Origin of the sequence: Ideonella aquatica, assembly GCF_018069755.1 — a bacterium.
Lineage (GTDB): Bacteria > Pseudomonadota > Gammaproteobacteria > Burkholderiales > Burkholderiaceae_C > Ideonella > Ideonella aquatica.
Genome location: NZ_JAGQDE010000006.1, coordinates 11,685 through 32,993, shown reverse-complemented (window position 1 = coordinate 32,993; position 21,309 = coordinate 11,685). Strand labels below are relative to the sequence as shown.

The 21,309-nt window shown below is 69.4% G+C and carries 19 protein-coding genes; 8 read left to right on the top strand and 11 right to left on the bottom strand.

Translation table 11 applies throughout. The features are described from left to right. Nucleotides 1-58: 58 nt before the first annotated feature. Nucleotides 59-1,087 (bottom strand): hypothetical protein, encoded by a 1,029-nt coding sequence (locus KAK06_RS08660; RefSeq protein WP_210801552.1) that lies wholly within the window; start codon nt 1,085-1,087, stop codon nt 59-61. Nucleotides 1,088-1,116: 29 nt separating this feature from the next. Beyond that, a complete protein-coding gene (locus tag KAK06_RS08655; RefSeq protein WP_210801551.1) occupies nt 1,117-3,090 on the bottom strand; it encodes a tetratricopeptide repeat protein in 1,974 nt (657 codons plus the stop codon). A 164-nt stretch (nt 3,091-3,254) separates the two neighbouring features. On the opposite strand from KAK06_RS08655, the gene radA reads away from it, so the two are divergent. Both radA and KAK06_RS08645 read left to right on the top strand, forming a co-directional pair. Continuing rightward, complete coding sequence (gene radA / locus KAK06_RS08650) at nt 3,255-4,622, top strand: DNA repair protein RadA (RefSeq protein ID WP_210801550.1); 1,368 nt, start codon at nt 3,255-3,257, stop codon at nt 4,620-4,622. Nucleotides 4,623-4,659: 37 nt separating this feature from the next. Then, the gene (locus KAK06_RS08645; protein WP_210801549.1) at nt 4,660-5,022 is read left to right on the top strand and encodes a rhodanese-like domain-containing protein; all 363 of its coding nucleotides are present in this window, start codon (nt 4,660-4,662) and stop codon (nt 5,020-5,022) included. Here KAK06_RS08645 and KAK06_RS08640 read toward each other — a convergent pair whose 3' ends face one another. Together KAK06_RS08640 and KAK06_RS08635 are read right to left on the bottom strand one after the other, a co-directional pair. Further along, nucleotides 5,023-5,412, bottom strand: a complete 390-nt coding sequence (locus tag KAK06_RS08640; protein ID WP_210801548.1) for a hypothetical protein — start codon at nt 5,410-5,412, stop codon at nt 5,023-5,025. It abuts the gene before it with no gap. A gap of 86 nt (nt 5,413-5,498) precedes the next feature. Then, on the bottom strand, nt 5,499-6,218 hold the full coding sequence (locus tag KAK06_RS08635) for a PepSY domain-containing protein (protein WP_210801547.1): 720 nt from the start codon (nt 6,216-6,218) through the stop codon (nt 5,499-5,501). A 91-nt stretch (nt 6,219-6,309) separates the two neighbouring features. Here KAK06_RS08635 and KAK06_RS08630 point away from each other — a divergent pair, with 91 nt between their 5' ends. Both KAK06_RS08630 and KAK06_RS08625 read left to right on the top strand, forming a co-directional pair. Next, nucleotides 6,310-6,807, top strand: a complete 498-nt coding sequence (locus KAK06_RS08630; RefSeq protein ID WP_210801546.1) for a hypothetical protein — start codon at nt 6,310-6,312, stop codon at nt 6,805-6,807. A 33-nt stretch (nt 6,808-6,840) separates the two neighbouring features. Then, complete coding sequence (locus tag KAK06_RS08625; protein WP_210801545.1) at nt 6,841-8,469, top strand: peptide chain release factor 3; 1,629 nt, start codon at nt 6,841-6,843, stop codon at nt 8,467-8,469. 42 nt (nt 8,470-8,511) lie between these two features. On the opposite strand, the gene KAK06_RS08620 is transcribed toward KAK06_RS08625, so the two are convergent. From KAK06_RS08620 to KAK06_RS08600, 5 genes are all read right to left on the bottom strand, one after another. Next, on the bottom strand, nt 8,512-11,949 hold the full coding sequence (locus tag KAK06_RS08620; protein WP_210801544.1) for an SUMF1/EgtB/PvdO family nonheme iron enzyme: 3,438 nt from the start codon (nt 11,947-11,949) through the stop codon (nt 8,512-8,514). A 131-nt stretch (nt 11,950-12,080) separates the two neighbouring features. Then, nucleotides 12,081-12,245 carry a HepT-like ribonuclease domain-containing protein gene (locus tag KAK06_RS08615; RefSeq protein WP_210801543.1) on the bottom strand — a complete coding sequence of 55 codons (165 nt, stop codon included), beginning with the start codon at nt 12,243-12,245 and terminating at the stop codon, nt 12,081-12,083. A 28-nt stretch (nt 12,246-12,273) separates the two neighbouring features. Continuing rightward, nucleotides 12,274-12,564, bottom strand: a complete 291-nt coding sequence (locus KAK06_RS08610; protein ID WP_210801542.1) for a nucleotidyltransferase family protein — start codon at nt 12,562-12,564, stop codon at nt 12,274-12,276. A 53-nt stretch (nt 12,565-12,617) separates the two neighbouring features. Then, complete coding sequence (locus KAK06_RS08605; protein WP_210801541.1) at nt 12,618-13,505, bottom strand: hypothetical protein; 888 nt, start codon at nt 13,503-13,505, stop codon at nt 12,618-12,620. A gap of 72 nt (nt 13,506-13,577) precedes the next feature. Continuing rightward, nucleotides 13,578-14,717, bottom strand: coding sequence for an HD-GYP domain-containing protein (locus KAK06_RS08600; RefSeq protein WP_210801540.1), 1,140 nt, complete (start codon nt 14,715-14,717; stop codon nt 13,578-13,580). A gap of 113 nt (nt 14,718-14,830) precedes the next feature. On the opposite strand from KAK06_RS08600, the gene ubiA reads away from it, so the two are divergent. Continuing rightward, nucleotides 14,831-15,724: a 4-hydroxybenzoate octaprenyltransferase gene (gene ubiA, locus KAK06_RS08595; RefSeq protein ID WP_210801539.1), complete on the top strand. Its 894-nt coding sequence runs from the start codon at nt 14,831-14,833 to the stop codon at nt 15,722-15,724. Nucleotides 15,725-15,751: 27 nt separating this feature from the next. Next, complete coding sequence (locus KAK06_RS08590; RefSeq protein ID WP_210801538.1) at nt 15,752-16,231, top strand: glutaredoxin family protein; 480 nt, start codon at nt 15,752-15,754, stop codon at nt 16,229-16,231. A gap of 17 nt (nt 16,232-16,248) precedes the next feature. Here KAK06_RS08590 and proC read toward each other — a convergent pair whose 3' ends face one another. Then, complete coding sequence (gene proC, locus KAK06_RS08585) at nt 16,249-17,079, bottom strand: pyrroline-5-carboxylate reductase (protein ID WP_210801537.1); 831 nt, start codon at nt 17,077-17,079, stop codon at nt 16,249-16,251. Nucleotides 17,080-17,291: 212 nt separating this feature from the next. Between proC and KAK06_RS08580 the strand changes: the two genes are divergently transcribed. Both KAK06_RS08580 and KAK06_RS08575 read left to right on the top strand, forming a co-directional pair. Continuing rightward, complete coding sequence (locus KAK06_RS08580) at nt 17,292-18,566, top strand: Glu/Leu/Phe/Val family dehydrogenase (protein ID WP_210801536.1); 1,275 nt, start codon at nt 17,292-17,294, stop codon at nt 18,564-18,566. A 59-nt stretch (nt 18,567-18,625) separates the two neighbouring features. Then, complete coding sequence (locus KAK06_RS08575; protein ID WP_247652740.1) at nt 18,626-19,594, top strand: Bug family tripartite tricarboxylate transporter substrate binding protein; 969 nt, start codon at nt 18,626-18,628, stop codon at nt 19,592-19,594. Nucleotides 19,595-19,601: 7 nt separating this feature from the next. Here the strand turns inward: KAK06_RS08575 and KAK06_RS08570 are convergent, their stop codons facing one another. Then, nucleotides 19,602-21,260 carry an MBL fold metallo-hydrolase gene (locus KAK06_RS08570; protein ID WP_210801534.1) on the bottom strand — a complete coding sequence of 553 codons (1,659 nt, stop codon included), beginning with the start codon at nt 21,258-21,260 and terminating at the stop codon, nt 19,602-19,604. Between the last annotated feature and the right edge of the window lie 49 nt (nt 21,261-21,309).

The following is a 21,309-nucleotide window of genomic DNA, read 5'->3' as shown; positions in this document are numbered from 1 at the left end:
AAAGGCCCGCCAGTGTAGCGGCGGCGCCCTCGAACGGGCCCCGCACGACCCATCAGCCCTACACCTTGGCGGCGACCCGGACCTGCGCGTCGGTCAGCCAGCCCAGCACCGGCTCGCTCGGCAGCCCGTGCTCGGTGACGAAGACGTCCTGGCAATGGGGCACGCGCTCCATGACAGCCTTGGCGTCTGACAGCATTGCGCCCTGGGGCACGTAGGCCAGCGAGTCCTGCACCAGCTCCTTCGTGCCCGGCGAGTCCAGCAGGTCCTTCAGCGTGAAGCTGCTGGCGTCGAAAGCCTGGTGGGCCTTCAGCGCCTCCATGCTGCGATCGGCCAGGAACTTGTAGAGCAGGCTCTGGTGGATCACGCAGACGACGGTGTCGTTGGTGCGCAGTACCGGGATGCGGGTGACCACGCCGCCCAGCATGCTGTGCAGGTTGGCGATGATCACCTGGGTCTCGTCCTGGCCGTCGGGAATCACCCAGGCCGACATCTTGCGCCGCTCGATCATCGCGCCTGCCACCGGCTGGTTGCCACCCAGCTTGTCGTCCCGCGCGTCATCACCGTGACCTTGCTCGGTGCGGAACAGGTTGTCGAACAACTCTCGCAGCTTGTCGGTCGCCTGCTTCGAGAACATGCCCACCAGGCCCGCCACTGCGGCCACGCCATAGACACTCATCTCGCTGGCAGCCGCATTCGTCGACAGGAGGCCCCCACGCACGACGAAGTAAAAGATCAGCGCCAGCGCCATGCCAATGAAGGGCCGCAGCGCATACCACCAGGCCCAGCTCAGCACCAGCCGCTTGTTGCCCACATAGCTGGCGAACGAGGTGGATGCGTGCACGAAGCTGCCCAGAGCGCCGGCGCACATGACGATCAGGATCAATCGCGCGTCGTCGCCAATGCGGCCGCTCCACAGCCCCAGGTTCACCTGCTGTATCCAGGGTGCATCCTTGGCGGGCCGCTCGGGCCACAGCGCGAACAGCCAGCCCATGAAGGCCACAGCCAGAGCCATCTGGAAGAAGCCGATGATGTTCACGCCTCGGGCGTTGTCGTCCGGCGACGGTGGAGAAGCGGATCGGGGGCTCATGGCGGGTTCTCCCTGTGATGAATCACGGCTCAAGGTGACGGCAGGTCGGCGAATGGATCGAGGGGTTGCAAGGACCGCCACGGCTCGAAGGCGTCCAATGCGGCCACCTGGTCGGCGTCCAGGATGGCGCGGCCCAGGGCTAGGTAGAACGCGCGGCGTGGCTCGGGCAGGTGGGGGAGGACAGCGTCAAACACCAGCGTGAAGTCCCACGATCCTCGCTCAAAGCCGTCAAACAGGGCACCTTTGAGGCGCCTGAGCATGTCGGCACTGTCAGCACCGGGCTGCAGCTCTGCGATCAGTGCGCCATACATGAGTGCCTCGGCCGACGCCTGTGAGACCTGAGGTCGCGCCAATTCCAGGCAGTGTCGAACATGCTGTGAGGCAGTAGCGACGTCCTCAGACTCGAACCTGCTGAGAAGCAGCGACGCCAGGTTGGCATGGGTGTTCGCGTCATCAGGGCGAAGCTCCAATGCCTTGTTGTAGAGCGCCTCGGCCGCGTCGTGGTCCTTGCGCTGATTCGCGAGAAGGATGGCGTAGCTGGCCGCGTTGTTGGCGTGGTTCGGATCGAGTTCCAGAGCCTTCTTGTAGAGCACCTCGGCCGCGTTGTCGTCCTTGCGCTGATTCGCGAGAAAGATGGCGTAGTTGACGGTGTTGTTGGCGTGGTTGGGATCGAGTTCGAGGGCCTTCTTGAAGAGCGCCTCCGCCGCATCGTAGTCCTTGCGCTGATCCTTGAGAAAGATGGCGTAGTTGCCGGTGTTGTTGGCGTTGCTGGGATCGAGTTCCAGGGCCCTCTTGTAGAGCGCCTCGGCCGCGTCGTAGTCCTTGCGCTGGTTCTCAAGAAAGAGGGCGTAGTTGCCCGCCAGCTCAGCGCTGTTCGGAAACAGCCGAATTCCCTCGCGGTAAAGACTGTCGCGCTTAACCAGGTCGGGTTCGGCCTTCGCCTTCAGCTCCCACGCCCACCAGCTGTTGCCTGCACTGGCCGAAAGCGTCAACACGTTGCCGGCCTTGCGCTCGTCCGGCGTACCGCGCGCGGAAGCTTCCACCAACTGCTTGGCCTGGCCGCGGTAGCGCTCAGCGCGCTCCTGCCCCAGCTTGGCCGTCCGCTCGGCAATCTCGGCCACGTCGAAGCCTTTCAGTAGCTTGGCAGCGAGCAACAGCATGAACTCGTCGAATCCCGGGATCTTGACTTGCAGGCCTTTGTGCTTGCGCAGCACCTCCAGGGCGATGGCGTTGGGCGGCGCGCCATCGCGGTAGCACCAGACCATGCGGCCGGCGATCTCGCCCGTGTTCAGGTCCCGCAGCATGTTCATCAGGCTGCCGTCGTTGCCGCCGTAGCCCACCACCACCGGCGTGAAGTACTGGAACAGCTTCTTCAGTGCCAGCTTCCAGCCTTCCTCCAAGGTGGACACCCCGTTCGCGTCGTTCAGCGGGTTCAGAAACAGGTCGCGGTGGATCTTGGCCACCAGCGGCCGGCGCAGTTGCGGGCGCACGAAGCCGGCCAGTGACTCATGGGCCACGACCAGCGGCGACTGGTGGGCGTGCATGGCCAGCGCATCCGCCACCAGGTTGTCGAAGTTGGTGGTCACCACCACCTTGTGCCGTGTGTTCTGAATGATCTCGGCCAGCAGCGAGTAGCCCAGGCTGGGCGCCTTGCCTTCCATCTGGGTTTCCAGTTCGGCATAGCCGCCTTCGCGGTCGCCCTCGAAGCGGCGCTCGAAGATGTGCGGGTAGTGCTGGGCGGCGTTGTCCAGGGTGAGCTGGCCGCCTCCGATGCCGCAGGTCGGCAGCCAGTCTTCCAACGGCAGGGCTTCACCGCACTCGCGCAGGTGCAGGTCCTTCAGCCACTGCTGGGCCAAATGATGGCCGGTGGGAATGCCTGAGGTGAACGACGCCCCCGCGCCCAGGATGAACGCGAACTGCCGGTCCTTCATGCACCGGTCGATCCTCGCCAACTCATCCAGCGTGCCGTCGAGCGTCCACTCGGGCACGGCCTGTTCAGACATGGGCAGCCTCCTCCTGATCGACAGCGGGCGCGGACGACGGTTCTGGATGCCGATGAACCGTCCGCGCAGCTGTGCCCGGCTGGTTCGCAGCATGACCGGGCCAGCCGACGATACCCCAAGAGGGGGAGCCGCGGTGGGCTGAGGGGCCTGCGAGAATCCCCAAGATGTCGCGCCCCAAGACCATCTACACCTGCAGCGAATGCGGCGGCACCGCGCCGCGCTGGCTGGGCCAGTGCCCGGCCTGCAAGGCGTGGAACACGCTGGAGGAAACGGTGGCCGAACCCGCCGGGCCGGCGAAGAACCGCTTCCAGGCGCTGGCGGCCTCGCAGCCGGTGGCCACGCTCAGCGAGATCGAGGCGGCCGAGGTGGCCCGCACGCCCACCGGCCTGGATGAGCTGGACCGGGTGCTGGGTGGCGGCATCGTCGAGGGCGGCGTGGTGCTGATTGGCGGCGACCCGGGCATCGGCAAGTCCACGCTGCTGCTGCAGGCCCTGGATGCCTTGTCCAGCCGCATGAAGGTGCTGTATGTCACCGGCGAGGAGTCCACCGCCCAGGTGGCGATGCGGGCGCACCGGCTGGGGCTGGCCGGCACCCAGGTGCGGGTGCTGGCCGAGATCGGGCTGGAGAAGATCCAGGCCACGATCGCCGCCGAGCAGCCGGCCTTCTGCGTGATCGACTCCATCCAGACGCTCTACTCCGACCAGCTCAGCAGCGCCCCCGGCTCGGTTGCCCAGGTGCGCGAGTGCGCGGCGCAGCTCACCCGCACCGCCAAGGCCGGCGGCTGCACCATGGTGCTGGTGGGCCATGTCACGAAAGAGGGCGCGCTGGCCGGCCCGCGGGTGCTGGAGCACATCGTCGACACGGTGTTGTACTTCGAGGGCGACACCCACAGCAGCTTCCGCCTGGTGCGGGCGATCAAAAACCGCTTTGGTGCGGTCAACGAGATCGGCGTCTTCGCGATGACCGAGAAGGGCCTCAAGGGCGTGGCCAACCCCAGCGCCATCTTCCTGTCCACGCACGCCCAGCCGGTGCCCGGCAGCTGCGTCCTGGTGACGCTGGAGGGCACGCGGCCGCTGCTGGTGGAGATCCAGGCGCTGGTCGATGCCGGTGGCCCCAGCCCGCGCCGCCTGAGCGTGGGCCTGGAGCGCGACCGTCTGGCCATGTTGCTGGCGGTGCTGCACCGCCATGCCGGCGTGGCCTGCATGGACCAGGACGTGTTTGTCAACGCGGTGGGCGGCGTGCGCATCAGCGAACCCGCGGCCGACCTGGCGGTGCTGCTGGCCATTCAGAGCAGCCTGCGCGGCAAGGCGCTGCCGCGCGGCTTCATCGCCTTTGGCGAGGTGGGCCTGGCGGGCGAGGTGCGGCCGGCGCCGCGGGGTCAGGAGCGGCTGAAGGAGGCCGCCAAGCTGGGCTTCAGCGTGGCGGTGGTGCCGCAGGCGAATGCGCCGAAGAAGCCGATCGAGGGCCTGCGCATCGTGCCGGTGGAGCGCATCGAGCAGGCGATCGATGCGCTGCGCGAGCTGGCCGGCTGAGCCCGGGTCTGCTGCCTTCAGATACGATGATGGGTATATGAGCGAACTCGTCACCGATGTCTTGAAGAACTATTGGCCCGTCCTGCTGTTGGCCGCGTGGTTCGGCTACAAATGGTGGAACGCGCGCCGCGTCAGCGCCCGGCTGCCGGCGTTGCGGGCCGCAGGTGCGGCCCTGGTGGATGTGCGCTCGCCCGCCGAGTTCGAGGCCGCGCACGCGCCCGGCACCGTCAACATCCCGCTGTCGGAGCTGGGTGCGCGTCTGGCCGAGATTCCGCGCGGTGCGCCGGTGGTGGTGGGCTGCGCCAGCGGCAGCCGCAGTGGCATGGCGCGCCTGCTGCTGCGTCGCCACGGCTATGCCGAGGTGCACAACATCGGCTCGTGGACGAACTTCCTGAATTGATCAGCGGCTGCTGCGCCGCAGCAGATCCCACAGCAGCGCGCCGCTGACCGTGGCCAGTGCGGCCGGGTGGCTGGCCAGCAGGTCGGTCAGCGAGGTCAGCGCCTCGGGCGCGCGCTCCTGCAGGTAGGCGGCCAGCTGGAAGACATGGTCGGCGCTGACCGCTGCGGTGTCCTCGGTGGTGACCTGCAGGCGCTGCCAACCGTGGCGGTGGCGCAGTGCGGCGAACACGCCATCAGCCACCGCGACCAGACCCAGCACGCCCATCGGACGCAGCAGGCGCTCAAGCAGCTGGGCGCGCAGGCCGGCATGGGCGTCGCGGTACAGGCCGGCCACCCACAGCGGCACCAGGGCACGGTTGACCACCGGCGACGGGGAGGAGGGGGTGCTCATCAGGAACCTCCTTTCAAGGCAGGCCGAGATGATGACGACGCCACGTGACGCGCGTGTGAAGCCTGGTGACGATATGTAGGTACCGCTCAGCCGTGGCTGCGGCGCCAGTGCCGGCGCAGCGCCAGCAGCAGCATCGCCGCGCCCACGGCCACCAGCCCCAGCGCCAGCAGCGCGGCGCCGCGCAGCAGCGGGTTGTTGAAGTCGTCGCCACCGCGGTAGTCCATCACGTGCAGGCGCCAGAAGAAGTCGTACAGCACCCAGGCGTCATTGCGCGCGGCGAGCAGCTCGCCGCTGCGGGCGTCCACGTACAGGCGCGTGGCCAGCGCATCATCGAACTGCGCCACCCACACGTCGCGGCGCTCGCCCAGCTCGCGCACGATGCCCCAGCGCGGAGCCACCTCGGCCAGGCGCTGCACCGACCGCAGCGGGCCGTCGCCGCGGTAGCGCTGGCGGGCGAAGCGCTCCACTGCGGCGGCGTCCGGCGCTGCCAGCGGGGCGCCCTGGTGGGTCAGCCACTGCTCGCCCTGGGGGGTGCTGAGCTTCCAGGCGGGTCCGGCGGCGGTGTGGACGCTGTGGACCGACAGCACCGGCCCCTCGGGCAGGCGGGCCTGTGACCAGGCCTGCTGCCAGCCTGCCGGCAGCGGCTCGGTGGGCCGCGCCAGTGCGTCGCCGGCCTTGACCCAGGCCTGGAAGGGCAGCCAGGCGAACAGCACACCGCCCGCCACCCAGGCCAGCACCTGCCAGGCCACCAGGTAGCCCAGCCAGCGGTGCCAGCGGAACAGGCGGGGTGACCAGCGTGTCGACATCAGGGTTCTCCTTGCCAGGCGCGGATTCTGTACCGTTCGATCCAGCGGGCCGTAGACTCGCCGGACCAACCTCGCAATCGCCCCACCCCCCATGACCCATGCCCTGGCGCGACTCCTGCTGGCCTTGTTGGCCAGCGCCGCCTTGATGGCGCTGGGCTGGGCCGTGGCGGGCAAGATCGGCCTGCTGGCGGCCACGCCGGTGGTGGCGGTGCTGGTGACGCTGCCGATCCAGCAGGTGCTGGGCCAGGCGGCCCTGCACACCCAGCGCCTGGCCACCGAGCATGCGCTGCGCGGCACGCGCCGCTACCGCGACCGCGTCATCGGCGTGATCGAGGACCAGGACGACCACTGGTGGCTGCGGGTGGATGACCTGCGCCGCGTGCTGGACGGCCTGCCCGACACCCCTCGTCTGCTGGCCGCCACCCGCGGCCGCAGCACGCCCGACACCTGGCGCCTGGACGCCCATGTGCGCGCCGATGCGCTGCTGGAGCTGCTGGACGCCGCCCACGCCCGGCCGACGCGGCAGTTCACCCAGTGGCTGCGCCAGGAAATGGCCGCCGAGGCGCGGCGGCGCGAGCGCCACCGATAATTGCGGGTTTCGCGCTCCGTTCCCACCACCGCCATGTCCGCCGAACTCGCCGAGCAGGTGCGCCAGCGCCGCACCTTCGCCATCATTTCCCACCCCGACGCCGGCAAGACCACGCTGACGGAAAAGCTGCTGCTGTTCTCGGGTGCGATCCAGATTGCCGGCTCGGTCAAGGCCCGCAAGGCCACGCGCCACGCCACCTCGGACTGGATGGAGATCGAGAAGCAGCGCGGCATCTCGGTGGCCTCCTCGGTCATGCAGATGGAGTACCGCGGCTGCACCATCAACCTGCTCGACACCCCCGGCCACCAGGACTTCTCGGAAGACACCTACCGCGTGCTGACCGCGGTGGACGCGGCGCTGATGGTGATCGACGCGGCCAACGGCGTGGAGCCGCAGACCCGGCGCCTGCTGCAGGTCTGCCGCGCGCGCAACACGCCCATCCTCACCTTCGTCAACAAGATGGACCGCGAGGTGCAGGAGCCGCTGGCGCTGATGGACGAGATCGAGCGCGAGCTGGGCATGACCGTGGTGCCCTTCACCTGGCCGGTGGGCATGGCCAAGTTCTTCGGCGGCGTGCTGGACCTGCGCAAGGACCAGATGCGCGTCTTCAGCCCCGGCGAGGACCGCGTGGCCGGCACCGAGGAGATCGTTGACGGCATTGCCAACCCGCTGCTGAACGAACGCTTTGGCGATGTCTACCAGCAGGCCGCCGGCGAGATCGAGCTGGTGCGCGAGGCCGCCCCCGCCTTTGACGAGGCCGAATTCCTGGCCGGCCGCCAGACGCCGATGTTCTTCGGCTCGGCGGTCAACAACTTCGGCGTGCAAGAGGTGCTGGACGCGCTGGTGGACCTGGCGCCGCCGCCCGGCCCGCGCCCCGCGATCCAGCGCACGGTGGCGCCCGACGAGCCCAAGTTCACCGGCGTGGTCTTCAAGATCCAGGCCAACATGGACCCGGCGCATCGCGACCGCATCGCCTTCCTGCGCGTGGCCAGCGGCCAGTTCAGCCGCGGCATGAACCTCAAGGTGGTGCGCAGCGGCAAGACCCTGCGGCCCAACACCGTGGTCACCTTCATGAGCCAGAAGCGCGAGCTGCTGGACGAGGCCTTTGCCGGCGACATCATCGGCATCCCCAACCACGGCGTGCTGCAGCTGGGTGACACCCTGACCGAGGGCGAAGCCCTGCAGTTCACCGGCCTGCCCTTCTTCGCGCCCGAGCTGTTCCGCTCAGTCGAAGTGGCCGACCCGCTGAAAACCAAGCAGCTGCGCGCCGGCCTGACCCAGCTGGGCGAGGAAGGCGCGATCCAGGTCTTCCGCCCAATGGCCGGCAGCGTGCTGCTGCTGGGCGCCGTGGGCCAGCTGCAGTTCGAGGTGGTGGCCCACCGCCTGGAGCACGAGTACGGCGTGAAGGCCCGCATCATGCCCGCGCGCTACAACGTGGCGCGCTGGGTGACCTGCGAGGAGGCCGACGGCGGCGAGAAGGAGCTGAAGCGCTTCATCGACGCCAACAGCCACCGCCTGGCGCTGGACGCGGTGGATGCGCCGACGCTGCTGCTGGAATACGCGGGCGAGCTGCGCGCGATCCAGGAGAACTGGCCGAAGATCCGCTTCCACGCGCTGCGGGAGCATGCGGGGCTGGTGTTTCAGCAGAGGATGGGGGATTGAAGAAGGCTGCGTTATAAGAACGGAAGAAGTCAGAGGCTCTTTTCAAACGAGGGACAAGACAACCCTCAGACCCACATACCTGTCGCTGTTGCCGGGCAGGTTCCGGATCCTATAGGCACACCGCGCATAGTGGACGACGTCGCCCCAGGAGCCGCCCCGCAGCGCCGTGAGGTCACATCGCTCAAGTGTCCTGTGCGTCGCTAGTGCCTGGCCAGCAGCCACCCGCGCCGCCAAAGCATCCGGTCGCAGCACTTTGTACAGGTTATCCTGCCACTCCCACAGGTTCCCCGAGATGTCGTAAAGCCCCAACGGGTTGGGGGCGAACAGGCCTACCGGGGTGGATTGGCGCAGGCCGGTGATTTCCACGTTGGCGTGGTTTGCAGCGGTCGCAACTTCGTCGCCCCAGGGCCAGCGGTGGCGATGGGTGGCGGTGGTGGTGCTGGCGCGGGCTGCGCGTTCATACTGGTCCTCGGTGGGCAGCCGCACTTGCCACTGGGCCATGCCCGCTACCGTCAGTTCAGCCTGCAATTGGCGGTGCAGCCAGCAGGCATAGGCTCGGGCCTCGAACCAGTTGATGCCACACACCGGGTGCTGGGGATGTGCCAGTTGCAGATACCAATCCCGGGGCTGGGACCGTGCAGCGCCTGCCGGACGCTCTGCCAGCCAGCGCTTGTAATCCTCGTTGTCCACCGCGTTGTCAAACCGGCCCAGGCGCCAGGCCCAGCCTTGAGGGTCGGGCCAGATAGCCTCGTCGTCGTAGCCGCCGCCCTGCATGAAGGCCGCCCATTGCGCCACAGTGGTGAGTGTGCGGGCCATGTAGAACGTGGGTAGCCTGACCTCAACGGGCGGGTTGTCGTCTTCGTCCTTCTCACCGCGGGTGAAAGACAGCCCGGCACAGCGCACGAAACCGACGATGGGCTCGTCCTCCTGCGAGCCGTGACGCTGCGTTGGCAGACCCCAGCGCGCGCCGTCGAAGTTGAACCGGTCATCGCCCAGGCGCGCCACCGCCACAGCGGCGCGTTCGCGGACTTGGGCGGGCTGCTGGGCGTCATCGCGCTGCGTCGCCATGGCACCCTTGAAGTCGCTAGTGCGGTTGGTGAGGTTCAGCACGTCCAGCAGACCGTACTGGCGCAGGGTGTCCAGCGCGGGCAGCAACTGGTCGTGGGTGGTGGCTGCGTCGGGATCCAGCAGGAGGTGCTCCCAATGCGGGCTGAAGTCCTGCCCGCTCAGGTCGCTTGGCACGACGTGGGGCGCCAGCAGCGCCCACAGGGCCAGGCCTTCCGACGGCGGCAGCGAGGCTGTTGCGGCCACGACTTGGGGCATGACCCGGCTAGGCAGCCAGTCGCCCGGGGCCAGGCCCAGCTCGCGCACCAGGCCGCTGCGGGCGCTGGCGTCGGTGCTGGCGATGAAGCTGAGCAACCGTCCGAGGTCCAGGTCATCCCGGCGCCGGCCTGCCTGGGCGTCGCCGCTGCTTGAGGGTTGTGTTGCCGTGGTCGCATCAGCCGCATCGGGCAGCATCTGCCAATAGCGGGCCAGCCCTTGGTCATGGCCGCCCTCCGTTGAACCTCTCAAGGCGGCCAGTGAGGCGCCCATTTGCAGCGGGTTGAAAGCATGGCGTTGGGCGTCAAAGTATTCGCCCAATGCCAGCACCAAGGGCAGCCGATGGTTTTCAGCCGCATACAGGGCCACCGGGTCGCCACCGATGGTGGTGGCCAGCGCGGCGCGCCAGGCCGCCAGATCGCCGGCCCACTCGGGCACGTCCGCCGCTGAGGACGTGACCCGCGTCGAGGTCGCCGTCGGCAGCCCCGCTTTGGGCCCCTTGGCTGCCCAGCGGTACAGCAAGGCGTTGGAGGCGTGCAGGCGATAGTGGGGCGCAGCGTCTTCGCGCGAGGTGGAGAAGACGGCAGCGTGTCCGTCGGCGATGACGCGGTAGGCGTTCATCCACTCTTGCCAGACCCCTTCTCGGCGACGCACCAGCCGATAGACATCAGGCGCAAAGAGCTGCAACAGGGCCAGGCTCAGCAACATCAGGGCGTCAGTGTTGATGCCCAGGGGGTAGCCCCGTTCGGCCAGGATGCGCTGCCATTGGTGCACCAGCTCCTGGGTACGCAGCAGCTTGCGGGGTACGTAGGCGTCGAAGCTGTCGAGCAGCAGCTCGGTCAGCTTGGAGGGCGCGCCCGGCATGCGCATCCCGGGCACCCAGGGGGTTTCGAGGTCCTTTGTTTCGCTGGAGCGACCGCGCTCGGACGGCGCCAAGGGCTCGGGGAACCACAGCCTGGGCAGGTTGCTGCCCCGCAGCAGCCGCTCTTCGCGGTGGCGCAGCAGGTCCTCGGCCTGCGAGCGGGTGAGCGCCGGCAGCCTGAACGGCAGGTGGACGATCTTCTCCAGGTACTCGAAGCCGGTGATCGGCATCTCGGGCTTGGCGCCCTTGAAGCGGTAATCGCGGTAGCGGTGCGAGATGCCACGCTCGATCACCTCGTCGTCCAGCGCCACCATGAAGGCAAAGCTCTCCACGTTGAGCAGCGTCTTGATCAGTTCCAGCACCGCCACGGCGTTTTCGGGCAGGCAGCGGTCCAGGTCGTCGATGAAGACGGCGAAGCGCAGGTGCACCTCGGTGCGCAAGGTCTGCCCATGGCGCTTGGCGAGCGCGGGGGTGACGTGGCTCAGTTCGCGCAGGTACTTCTGCACGTTGTAGTGGTAGCGGCCGTCGGCGCTGGCGCTGGGCGTGATGCCCTCATCCTTGTCGGCGCCATCGGCCGGGGCCTTCTTCTCAGGCTGGCCGTCGACCTCATCGTCGCCAGCGAAGCGCTCCGCCGTCTCCTCCACCCACTCCAGCGCGCCTTCGGCCAGTTGCCTGGCATTGACCAAGGAGGCGGCGGCGCCCGCTGTGGCCTTGACCATTTCGTTGCCGGCGACCTTGCCGGCGACCTGCATGACCTTCTTGGCCCCGGTGAACAGTCGGGTGGCCAGCTTGGCCTGCTCGTTGCCGGCCTTGGCCAAGGCCGCGATGTCGCGACGCATGGATTCGCTCGTGCTGGCCGCCTGCTTGAGCGTGGCGTGCAGCGCCTCGGTCACATGCATCAGCAAGGGCACGGCCAGGCTGGGCTCATTCTCGTAGCGCCAGGGGTGAAACCACACCGGCACCACCAGATGCAGCGCAGGGCTCCGGGCCCAGGCCTCGGGATCCTGGCTGCGCTGCTGCAGGCGCTGGGCGTTCTCGGCCACGGCGCGGTCGTAGACCAGTTCCAGCAGCTTGCTCTTGCCCACGCCCCACTCGCCATAGACGCCCACCACCAAGGGGTCGGCGCCGGGGCGCGAGGTGATGGGCGTGTGCCCTGGTGCCCAGGGCTGGCTCAGCGCCAGTTGCATGCGCGCCCACAGGCTGTCGGCATATGGGCCGTAGCCCAGCCAATCCTCGGTGGGACCAATGGGCTCTGCGCTCGCCGATGCGGCGTTGCTGGACGGGGATGCGCTCGCCATCGGTGGCCTCCTGACGATCGCGTGACCGGTGCCCGGCCGCGATGCGGTGTTCTGGGGTGTGCACCGACTCTGCCGCAGCGTGACAGGGCCGGCCGCCGGTCAGACTGGGTCGGCCGGTCCCAACGCCGTGATCAACACTGGCAGGGCAGCCACCATCGGCGGCAGGTCATCGCAAGGATGCTCCACACCGTCTCTGGTGCAATGCCCAGGGACGCATGCGCAAACCGGTTGTGGGTGGCGACGATCTGCCGCCACGGGATGTCCGGCGCCATCGCCCGTTGGGTGAACGCCAGCATGTTGGCCACGTACAGCCGCGGGTTCCGGTCAGACGACGATGGCGTCTCGTTCGACAGTGGGCCTGAACTGCGGGCGCAGCGCGGACTCGGTCACCAGGTCGATGGGGCGTTGCAGCAGGTCTTCCAGGTAGAACTGCACACCGAAGTAGCGCACTGATGTGGCCGGGCCGTCGAAGGCCACCGGCAGGTCCACATCGCTGTCCGGCCGCGCAGTGCCGCGCGCTGCGCTGCGGAACAAGGCCAGACGAGTCACGCCAGAGCGCTGCGCCAGCACGGGGCGGTGCGCAGTCAGCAGGTCGATCAAGGCCTGACGGTCCATGGTTGGCATGATGCCCGGTGCGCAGCGTTCGCGACAAGCACGGCCGCAGCCGCTCAGTGCCCCGTCGGTATCGCGATGCGCAGCGGCTGCCGCAGAAAGGCCTCGGCGCCCGCGCGGGTGAAGGTGTTGGCGGGCAGCGGGGCGCCGTCGCTGAACTCGACCAGGTGCAGGTCGGTGGGCGATGGGGCAAAGGGCATCTCGGTCAGGTCGTTGCCGGCCACGGCGGTGGTGGCCAGGCGGTGCTTCAGCACCACCAGCTGCGGCCCCAGTCCGGGCAGTTCCAGCCGCGGCTGGCGGCTGTAGACGCAGACATCGATGCCGCGCCGGTCCCCTACCGCGGCACCCAACGCCGGGGAGCTCAGGGCCATCACGTCGTTCCACCACAGGCACTGGGTGCCCAGGCCGGCGTCCTCGCGCGGCAGGCGAGACAGGTCGGGCAGTGGCGTGCGCGGGCGCTGGGTCTTGCACCGGCCGGGACCGCTGCTGAGCGGTGATCCCTTCGCCGGATCTTCGCCATCCGCAGCGCCGAACAGCCGCTGGCTGCAGCCGTCCAGCACCTCGACCGACAGGTGCCGAATGACCACGGGCGCGCAGTTGTTCTCGTCCACCGCATAGACCTGCCGCATCTCGTAGCGGGCGATGCGCTCACCGTCGATGTCGGTGCGCTGCCACTGGGCCGGGTACTGGACCAGCCACTGTGCCGACACCCGGACCGGCGGTGCCTCGGGCAGGCCCTTGCCCAGGAGGCACATGGTGCGCAAGGCCGTCACGCCCTCGCTGACCGGCCCGGGCTTGACCTGGCCTGCCAGCACGGTGTGCAGGCGGGCGGCGGGTTCGGCGGCGTGACCCGCCAGCGGCATCCAGGCGCCCAGGACGGCCGCCAAGAGGCAGGCGTGCAGCGACGGGCTGGGCCCCTGCAGGCCGGCAGACACGCTGGTCATGATGCATCTCCCTGTTGCGGGCCTGCTGGCCCGTCGGGCGCCATCTTAGGGCCTGCGCCTGCCGCCGATCGGTCAGTGCTCGGTGGTTTCCTCGAAGCGCGCAATGATCGCCAGCACCTCGTCCATGCCGCGCCGCAGCGCATCGACACACTCGGCATCGACCTTGCCTGCGCGCGCCATGGACTCCAGCGTCCTCAGCGAGTCCTCGACGGCGAACGCCGGCTTGTAGACGCGCCGGCTGGTCAGCGCGTCGAAGACGTCGGCCACGGTGACGATGCGCGCCTCGATGGGAATGTCGTCGCCGCGCAGGCCTTGCGGGTAGCCGCTGCCGTCCAGGTACTCGTGGTGGTGGGCCACCAGGCGGCGCAGGATGTCGATGCCGCTGATGCCGCCCAGGCGGAAGTCGACGATCAGGCGCTCGATCATCTCGCAGCCCAGCGTGACGTGGCGCTGCATCTGCTGGCGTTCTTCCGGGGTGTACAGGCCGGGCTTGAGCAGCAGCGCGTCGGGCACGCCGATCTTGCCGATGTCGTGCAGCGGCGCGAACAGGAACAGCTGCTCAACGAACTCGTCGCTCAGCTGGCGCGCTCCAGTCAGGCTGCGGGCGATCAGGCGCACGTAGCGCGACATGCGGTCGAGGTGAGTGCCGGTTTCCACATCGCGCAGGTGGGCGAAGTCGCGCGCCACCCGCATCGAGCCCACCAGCGCCTGCACCGCGATCACCTCGTGGCTGATCATCAACGCCACCAACTGGGTGTAGACCTCCAGCCGGTCCACCACCTCGGGCGTGAAGGCCTGCGGTGTCAGGGAGTCGTAGAACAGGAAGCCCTCGAAGGTGTCGCCGTCGTAGATCGGCACGGTGTACGAGGAGCGGTAGCCCTGTTCGCGCAGCCAGTGGCTGTGGGCGGTGTCCGTCAGGGGCAGCAGGTCCAGCCGGTCCACCACGCGGGCGCGGCGCTCGCGGGCCAGCGTGCCCAGGCTGGGGCTGTCTGACAGGCGGTATTGGTAGGCCCGCAGCGGTTCGCCGTGCGCGGTGCTGTTGACAAAGGTCTTGAGCAGGTCCTCGGCCGGGTCGTAGAGCGCACAGGCCATGCGGTCGATGGCCGGTGCTACCCGGCGCAGCTGGGCATGCAGCGCGCCGATGCGCTCGCTCAGCGACTGGGTCTGGGCCGGAGGGAGGACCCACGCGGGGGCGGTGGATGGTGGGGACATGAGAGGGCACGCTGGGGTACTGCATTCAGCGTGCGCGCAAGGTTAGCGAGCGCTGGGCCGGCGGGCAAGCGGTGCGCGGGATCGCCCTGTCGCGCAGCGGTGACAATTCCCGCATGTCTGCTCCCCGATCGCGCCTGGCGCTGTACCTGGACCTGATCCGCTGGAACCGGCCCGCCGGCTGGCTGCTGCTGCTGTGGCCCACGCTCAGCGCGCTGTGGATCGCGGCCGACGGCTTCCCCGGCTGGCACCTGCTGGTCGTGTTCACCGCCGGCACCATCCTGATGCGCAGCGCCGGCTGCTGCATCAACGACGTGGCCGACCGCGAGTTCGACCGCCACGTCAAGCGCACCGCGGCGCGGCCGGTGACCAGCGGCGAGCTGCCGGTGAAGGAGGCGCTGGGCCTGGGCGCGGTGCTGGCGCTGGTGGCCTTCGGTCTGGTGCTGACCACCAATGCGCCGACCATCCTGCTGTCGTTTCCGGCGCTGGCGATCGCGCTCGTCTATCCCTATGCCAAACGGGTGGTGGCGATGCCACAGGCGGTGCTGGGCGTGGCCTTCAGCTTCGGCATCCCGATGGCCTTTTCGGCGGTGCTGGGGGGCGCCGAGTGGAGCCTGGCCGCGATCGGCGCGGCCGTGCCCTGGCAGGCCTGGGCGCTGCTGGGGGCCAACCTGTTCTGGGTGCTGGCCTACGACACCGAGTACGCCATGGTCGACCGCGACGACGACCTGCGCATCGGCATCCGCACCTCGGCCATCACGCTGGGACGCTTCGACGTGGCCGGCGTGATGGCCTTTTATGCGATCCATCTGCTGGCCTGGGGCGCGCTGACGCACTCGCTGGGACTGGACCGGTTGTCCTGGCTGGGGCTGGCGGTGGCGGGCTTGCAGGCCGTCTGGCACTGGACGATGATCCGCGGCAGAAGCCGCGACGGCTGCTTCCGTGCCTTCCGGGTCAACCACTGGCTTGGCTTTGCCGTTTTCCTGGGCACGGTGCTGGCCACCGCCTGATCCCCACACCCACCCCAGGAGGAGCCCATGCCCGTCAACCGCCGTCACTGGACCCTGGCCTTGCTGTTGGGCGGCCTGACCGGTGCCGCCCGCGCCGAGACCATCGAACAACGCTTCCGGGGCTTCCTGGACCGCCTGCGTAGCCAGGGCCGCCAGTTGCTTGAGAGCCCGCTCAAGGGCGTGACCGAGGTGCGTCAGCCAGTCATCACCCAGCGCACCGACAAGCTGCCCCTGGGCACCGGCAGCTTCGCGATCATCGTTGGCCCCGGCTGCCTCAGCTGTCGTCAGGCGGTGGAGCACCTGCGCTCAAGCAAGATCCGTTTCGAGGTGCTTGACATGGCCAGCAGCGATACCGCGCGCCAGACCCATGCACTGCTGGGCGCCAGCGGCGTGCCGGTGATCCTGCTGCCCACGCAGATGATGGTCGGCTTCACGGTCGCCAAGTTCAACGAGGCGATGGCGCTGGACAGCCAGAAGCAGATGAACGACACCGCCGGCAGCGCCTGAGCGGTGCGCGCTGCCGATCAGGCGCGGCCGAACTCGTCGCCCAGTTCGGCAGCGCGCCGCGCGGCCGCGTGTACCGCGGCCACCACCGTGGCCTTCATGCCCGCGGCCTCCATCGTGCTGATCGCGGCGTGCGTGGTGCCGCCCTTGCTGGTCACCCGCTGGCGCAGCAGCTCGGGGCTGTCCTCGGACTGGGCTGACAGCGCCGCCGCGCCGGCGGCGGTGCCCTCGGCCAGCGTGCGCGCCTGGGCCGGGCTCAGGCCCAGCTCGGTGCCGGCCTGCACCATGGCCTCGATCAGGTAGAAGAAGTAGGCCGGGCCCGAGCCCGACAGCGCGGTCACCGCGTCCAGGTCACGCTCGGCGTCCACCCACAGCAGGCGGCCGGTCGGGGCCAGCAGCGCCTCGGCGCGCTGGCGCTGCGCGGCGCTGACGGCGGCGCTGGCATGCAGGCCGGTCATGCCCTGGCCGATCAGGGCCGGCGTGTTGGGCATGCAGCGCACCACCTGCGCGCTGCCGCTGGCGCGGGCGATGGCCTCGCTGCGGATGCCGGCCATCACGCTGATCTGCAGCGCGCTGCCGATGAACGGCGCGCAAGGTGCCGCGGCTTCAGTGAAGAGCTGCGGCTTGACCGCCCAGACCACGGTGTCCGCGCCCGACAGCGCCGGCCCGGCCGCGTCCAACACCGTCAGCCCGAACTGCTGGCGCAGCCGCGCCGCCTGCTCGGCCCAGGGCTCGACCACGACGAAGGCCTCGGCCGGTGCGCCGGCCCGCAGCAGGCCGCCGATGACGGCGCTGGCCATGTTGCCGCCACCGATGAAGGCGGTGCGGCCCAAAGTGGGGGTTGCGTTCATGGCGCGCAGTGTAGGCGGGCCGGCGCAATGCCGAACGACAGCGGCGCTCATGCGCGCGGCGCATGCATGAACGGCCGGGGCAGCAACTATGCACATCTTGCATAGCCCTCGGTGACAAATTCGGCGCCACCCCGCCTACAGTCCGCCCCCATGCCGAAACGGCTGGCCCACAAGGCCGGCGCGGCAGTACCGAACCACAGGAGACACCTGACATGACCGAACCGCTGTCCTTCGTCCACCCCACCCCTGAGAGCCCCTGGGGCACCTACCTGATGCAGGTGGATCGCGTGGCGCCCTACCTGGGCCACCTCTCGCGCTGGATCGATACCCTCAAGCGCCCCAAGCGCGCGCTGATCGTTGACATCCCGGTGGAACTGGACGACGGCACCATCGCCCACTACGAGGGCTACCGCGTGCAGCACAACCTCAGCCGCGGCCCCGGCAAGGGCGGCGTGCGCTACCACCCCGACGTGACGCTGGAAGAGGTGATGGCGCTGTCGGCCTGGATGAGCATCAAGAACGCCGCGGTCAACCTGCCCTACGGCGGCGCCAAGGGCGGCATCCGCATCGATCCGAAGAAGCACTCGATCAAGGAACTCGAGCGCATCACCCGCCGCTACACCAGCGAGATCGGCATCATCATCGGCCCGCAGCAGGACATCCCGGCGCCGGACGTCAACACCAACGCCCAGATCATGGCGTGGATGATGGACACCTACTCGATGAACACCGGCGCCACCGCCACCGGCGTGGTCACCGGCAAGCCGATCCACCTGGGCGGCTCGCTGGGCCGCGTCAAGGCCACCGGCCGCGGCGTGTTTGTCACCGGCCGCGAGGCGGCCCGGCGCATCAATCTGGACCTGCAGGGCGCCCGCGTCGCGGTGCAGGGCTTTGGCAACGTGGGCTCGGCCGCGGCCGAGCTGTTCGGCCAGGCCGGCGCCAAGATCGTGGCGGCTCAGGACCACACCGGCACCATCTACAACGCCAACGGCTTTGACCTGTCCGAGCTGATGCCGCACGTCAAGGCCACCGGCGGCGTCGGTGGCTTCAAGGGCGCCGAGGTGATGGGCAACGAGGAATTCTGGGACGTGGATTGCGAGATCCTGATCCCCGCCGCGCTGGAAGGCCAGATCACCGCCGACCGCGCCCGCCGCGTGAAGGCGAAGATGGTGCTGGAAGGCGCCAACGGCCCCACCGTGCCCAGCGCTGACGACATCCTGGCCGACCGCGGCATCCTGGTGGTGCCCGACGTGATCTGCAACGCCGGCGGCGTGACCGTGTCCTACTTCGAGTGGGTGCAGGACTTCTCCAGCTTCTTCTGGACCGAGGACGAGATCAACGTGCGCCTGGACAAGATCATGGTGGGCGCGCTCAAGCGCATCTGGGAGGTGGCCGACCAGCACCACATCACGCTGCGCACCGCCACCTTCACCGTGTCCTGCGAGCGCATCCTGCAGGCCCGCGTCGAGCGCGGTCTCTATCCCTGAGCGTCAGGCGGCACACCGCTACCATGGGGGCCTTTCCAGGCCCCTTTTTCATGCCCATGATGCTGCGCCGCTCCCTGCTTGCCCTGGCCGCCACCTTCGCGTGCGCGCCGCTGGCCCAGGCCCAGTCCGCCTGGCCCACCAAGCCGGTGCGCATCGTCGTGCCGGCGCCGGCCGGCTCCTCGCTGGACATCATCGCCCGGCTGCTGGGCGACAAGCTCAAGGACCGCTGGGGCCAGGCCGTGGTGGTCGAGAACAAGCCCGGCGCCGGCGGCATGCTGGGCACCGACGTGGCGGCCAAGGCGGCGCCCGACGGCCACACGATCGCGCTGTCCTTCAACGGCCCGATCGCCTTCGCGCCCTACCTGTACGCCAAGGTGCCCTACGACGCCGCCAAGGACCTGGTGCCGGTGGTGATGACCACCTCGCAGCCCAATGTGCTGGCGGTGGGCGCGCATGTGCCGGTGAAGACGCTGGCCGAGTTCATCGCCTGGGCCAAAGCCAAGAACGGCGCGATGAACTACTCGTCGCTGGGCAACGGCAGCTCGGCCCACCTGACGATGGCGCTGTTCCTGGCCGAGATCGGCGCCCAGGCCCAGCACATCCCGTTCAACGGCTCGCCGCCGGCCGCGCTGGCGGTGGCGCAGGGCGAGGCCGACGCCTGCTTCATGGTGGCCCCGGCGCTGATGGCCCATGTGCGCAACAACAAGGTCCGCCTGCTGGCCGTTAGCAGCGCCCAGCAGCCCGACAGCCTGAAAGACCTGCCGACCATGGGCTCGGTGGGCCTGAAGAATGTGGAGAGCCTGGCCTGGAACGGTCTGTTCGTGGCCGCCGGCACGCCTGAGGCGGTGGTGGCGAAGGTCAACGCCGATGTCAACGCCACGCTGGCCGATCCGGCGGTCAAGAGCGCGCTGGACGCGCAAGGCCTGACGCCGGTGGGCGGCAGCGCGGCGGCGTTCCGCCAGGTGGTGGAGTCCGACAGCGCGCGCTGGGGCGCGGTGATCCGCAAGTTGGGGTTGAAGCTGGACTGAACAGGTTTCAGCCCAGACGCAGCTGGCCGGCGTCGTCCCGCACCCGCCCCTCGGCCAGCAGCTTGCCCAGATGCGCGCGCAGCGAGCGCAGCGCCAGCGCGTGGCGCGAACTGGGCACATCGCCATACACCGTGGGCACCAGCGCCTCGTCGGTGCAGGGGCCCAGCGTGCGCAGCGCGTCCAGCACCTTGGCCTCGCGCGCCAGGCGGTGGGCGATGAGCTTGCGCAGTTCGTCGTGCGGGCGCGCCATCAGGAAGCCGTGGCCGGGGGCGAACCAGTCCAGCTCGATCGCCAGCAGCTTCTCTAGCGCGCCCAGGTAGGCGGCCATGTCACCGTCGGGCGGGTTGATCACCACGGTGGAGCCCTGCATCACATGGTCGCCGGTGAACAGCAGGCGCTCTTCCTCCAGCAGCCAGCAGACATGGTTGGCCGCATGGCCGGGCGTGTGCACCGCGCGCAGCGTGCAGCCGGGGCCCAGCAGCAACCGCTCGCCATCGGCGGGCGCGAGGTCGGGGGCGAAGAGCGTGTCCTGCCATTCGGGGTGCCGCGCAGCCAGGCCCACCAATGTCGCGCCGGTCAGCATGCGCAGGCGTTGCACGGCCGGTGAATGGTCCTTGTGCGTGTGGGTGACCACGATGCGGGTGATCGGCCGGCCCGCGGCGGCTTGCAGCACCGCCTCCAGGTGGGCCTCGGTGTCGGCATCGTCGGGACCGGGGTCGAGCACCGCCAGCGGCCCACCCGGCGCGCCGATCAGGTAAGTGTTGGTGCCCGGGCCGGTCATCACCGAGCCGTTGGCGCAGGTCACGCGCGTCACCCGCTCGGACAGCGGCACCGCGCGCAGCGGCGGCAGCTCGAACCACACATCGCCGCGGCCTTGCGGATCTAGCCGGCCGATCTCGGCGTAGGCCCACTCATCCGGCAGCACCGGGCGCACGCCCTGGGCGTTGCAGCCCAGGCGCGGCATGTGGCGCGGCGGGTTCACCCGCGCGGCGGCCTCGTCCAGGATGGCCTGCACGCTGGTGAATCGGCCCAGGTCCTGCAGCGTGCGGCGGGTGACCGGCAGCAGCTTCAGGTGGCGCTCCTTGTCCAGCGCCTGCGCCGGGGTCAGCCAGGCGATTTCCAGCGCCTCGCCCTCGTCGGCCTGCGGCTGCTGGCCCTCGGGCAGGCGGGCCACGTAGAAGCGGGTGTCAAAGCGCTTGGCAATGCCCGGCGGCGTCAGCCAGTGGCTGTGGTACACCAGGGCCGAGGTGGCCAGGCGCAGGTCGTGGCGCTGGCACAGGGCAACGAAATCCTCGCCGCGTTGCACCGCGTGGCGCTCGGCCACGGCGGCCTGCAGCGGGCCGTGGGCGAAGAGCAGGCCCACCTCCTCGAAGCACTCGCGCACGGCGGCCACTGCGTAGTCCAGCGCGCCGCGGGCCAGGCCCAGGCGGGTGCTGTGGGCGGCGTCGTCCTCGCCATCGCAGCGGGCATGCAGTTCGCCATCGGTGGCGTCCAGCACGCCGCCGGGGAAGACCCAGACGCCGCTGCGGATGTCGCCATCGCGCTCGGCACGGCGCAACATCAGCACTTCGGGGCCGGTGGCGCCGTCGCGCAGCACCACCACGCTGGCGGCCAGGCGGGCGCCGGCCAGATCGGGGTCGTTCGGGTTCAGCGGGATCGGGGGCATGGCGGCAGGGCCTCAGGGCCTCATGGCGAAGGCGCCAGTCTACGATTGC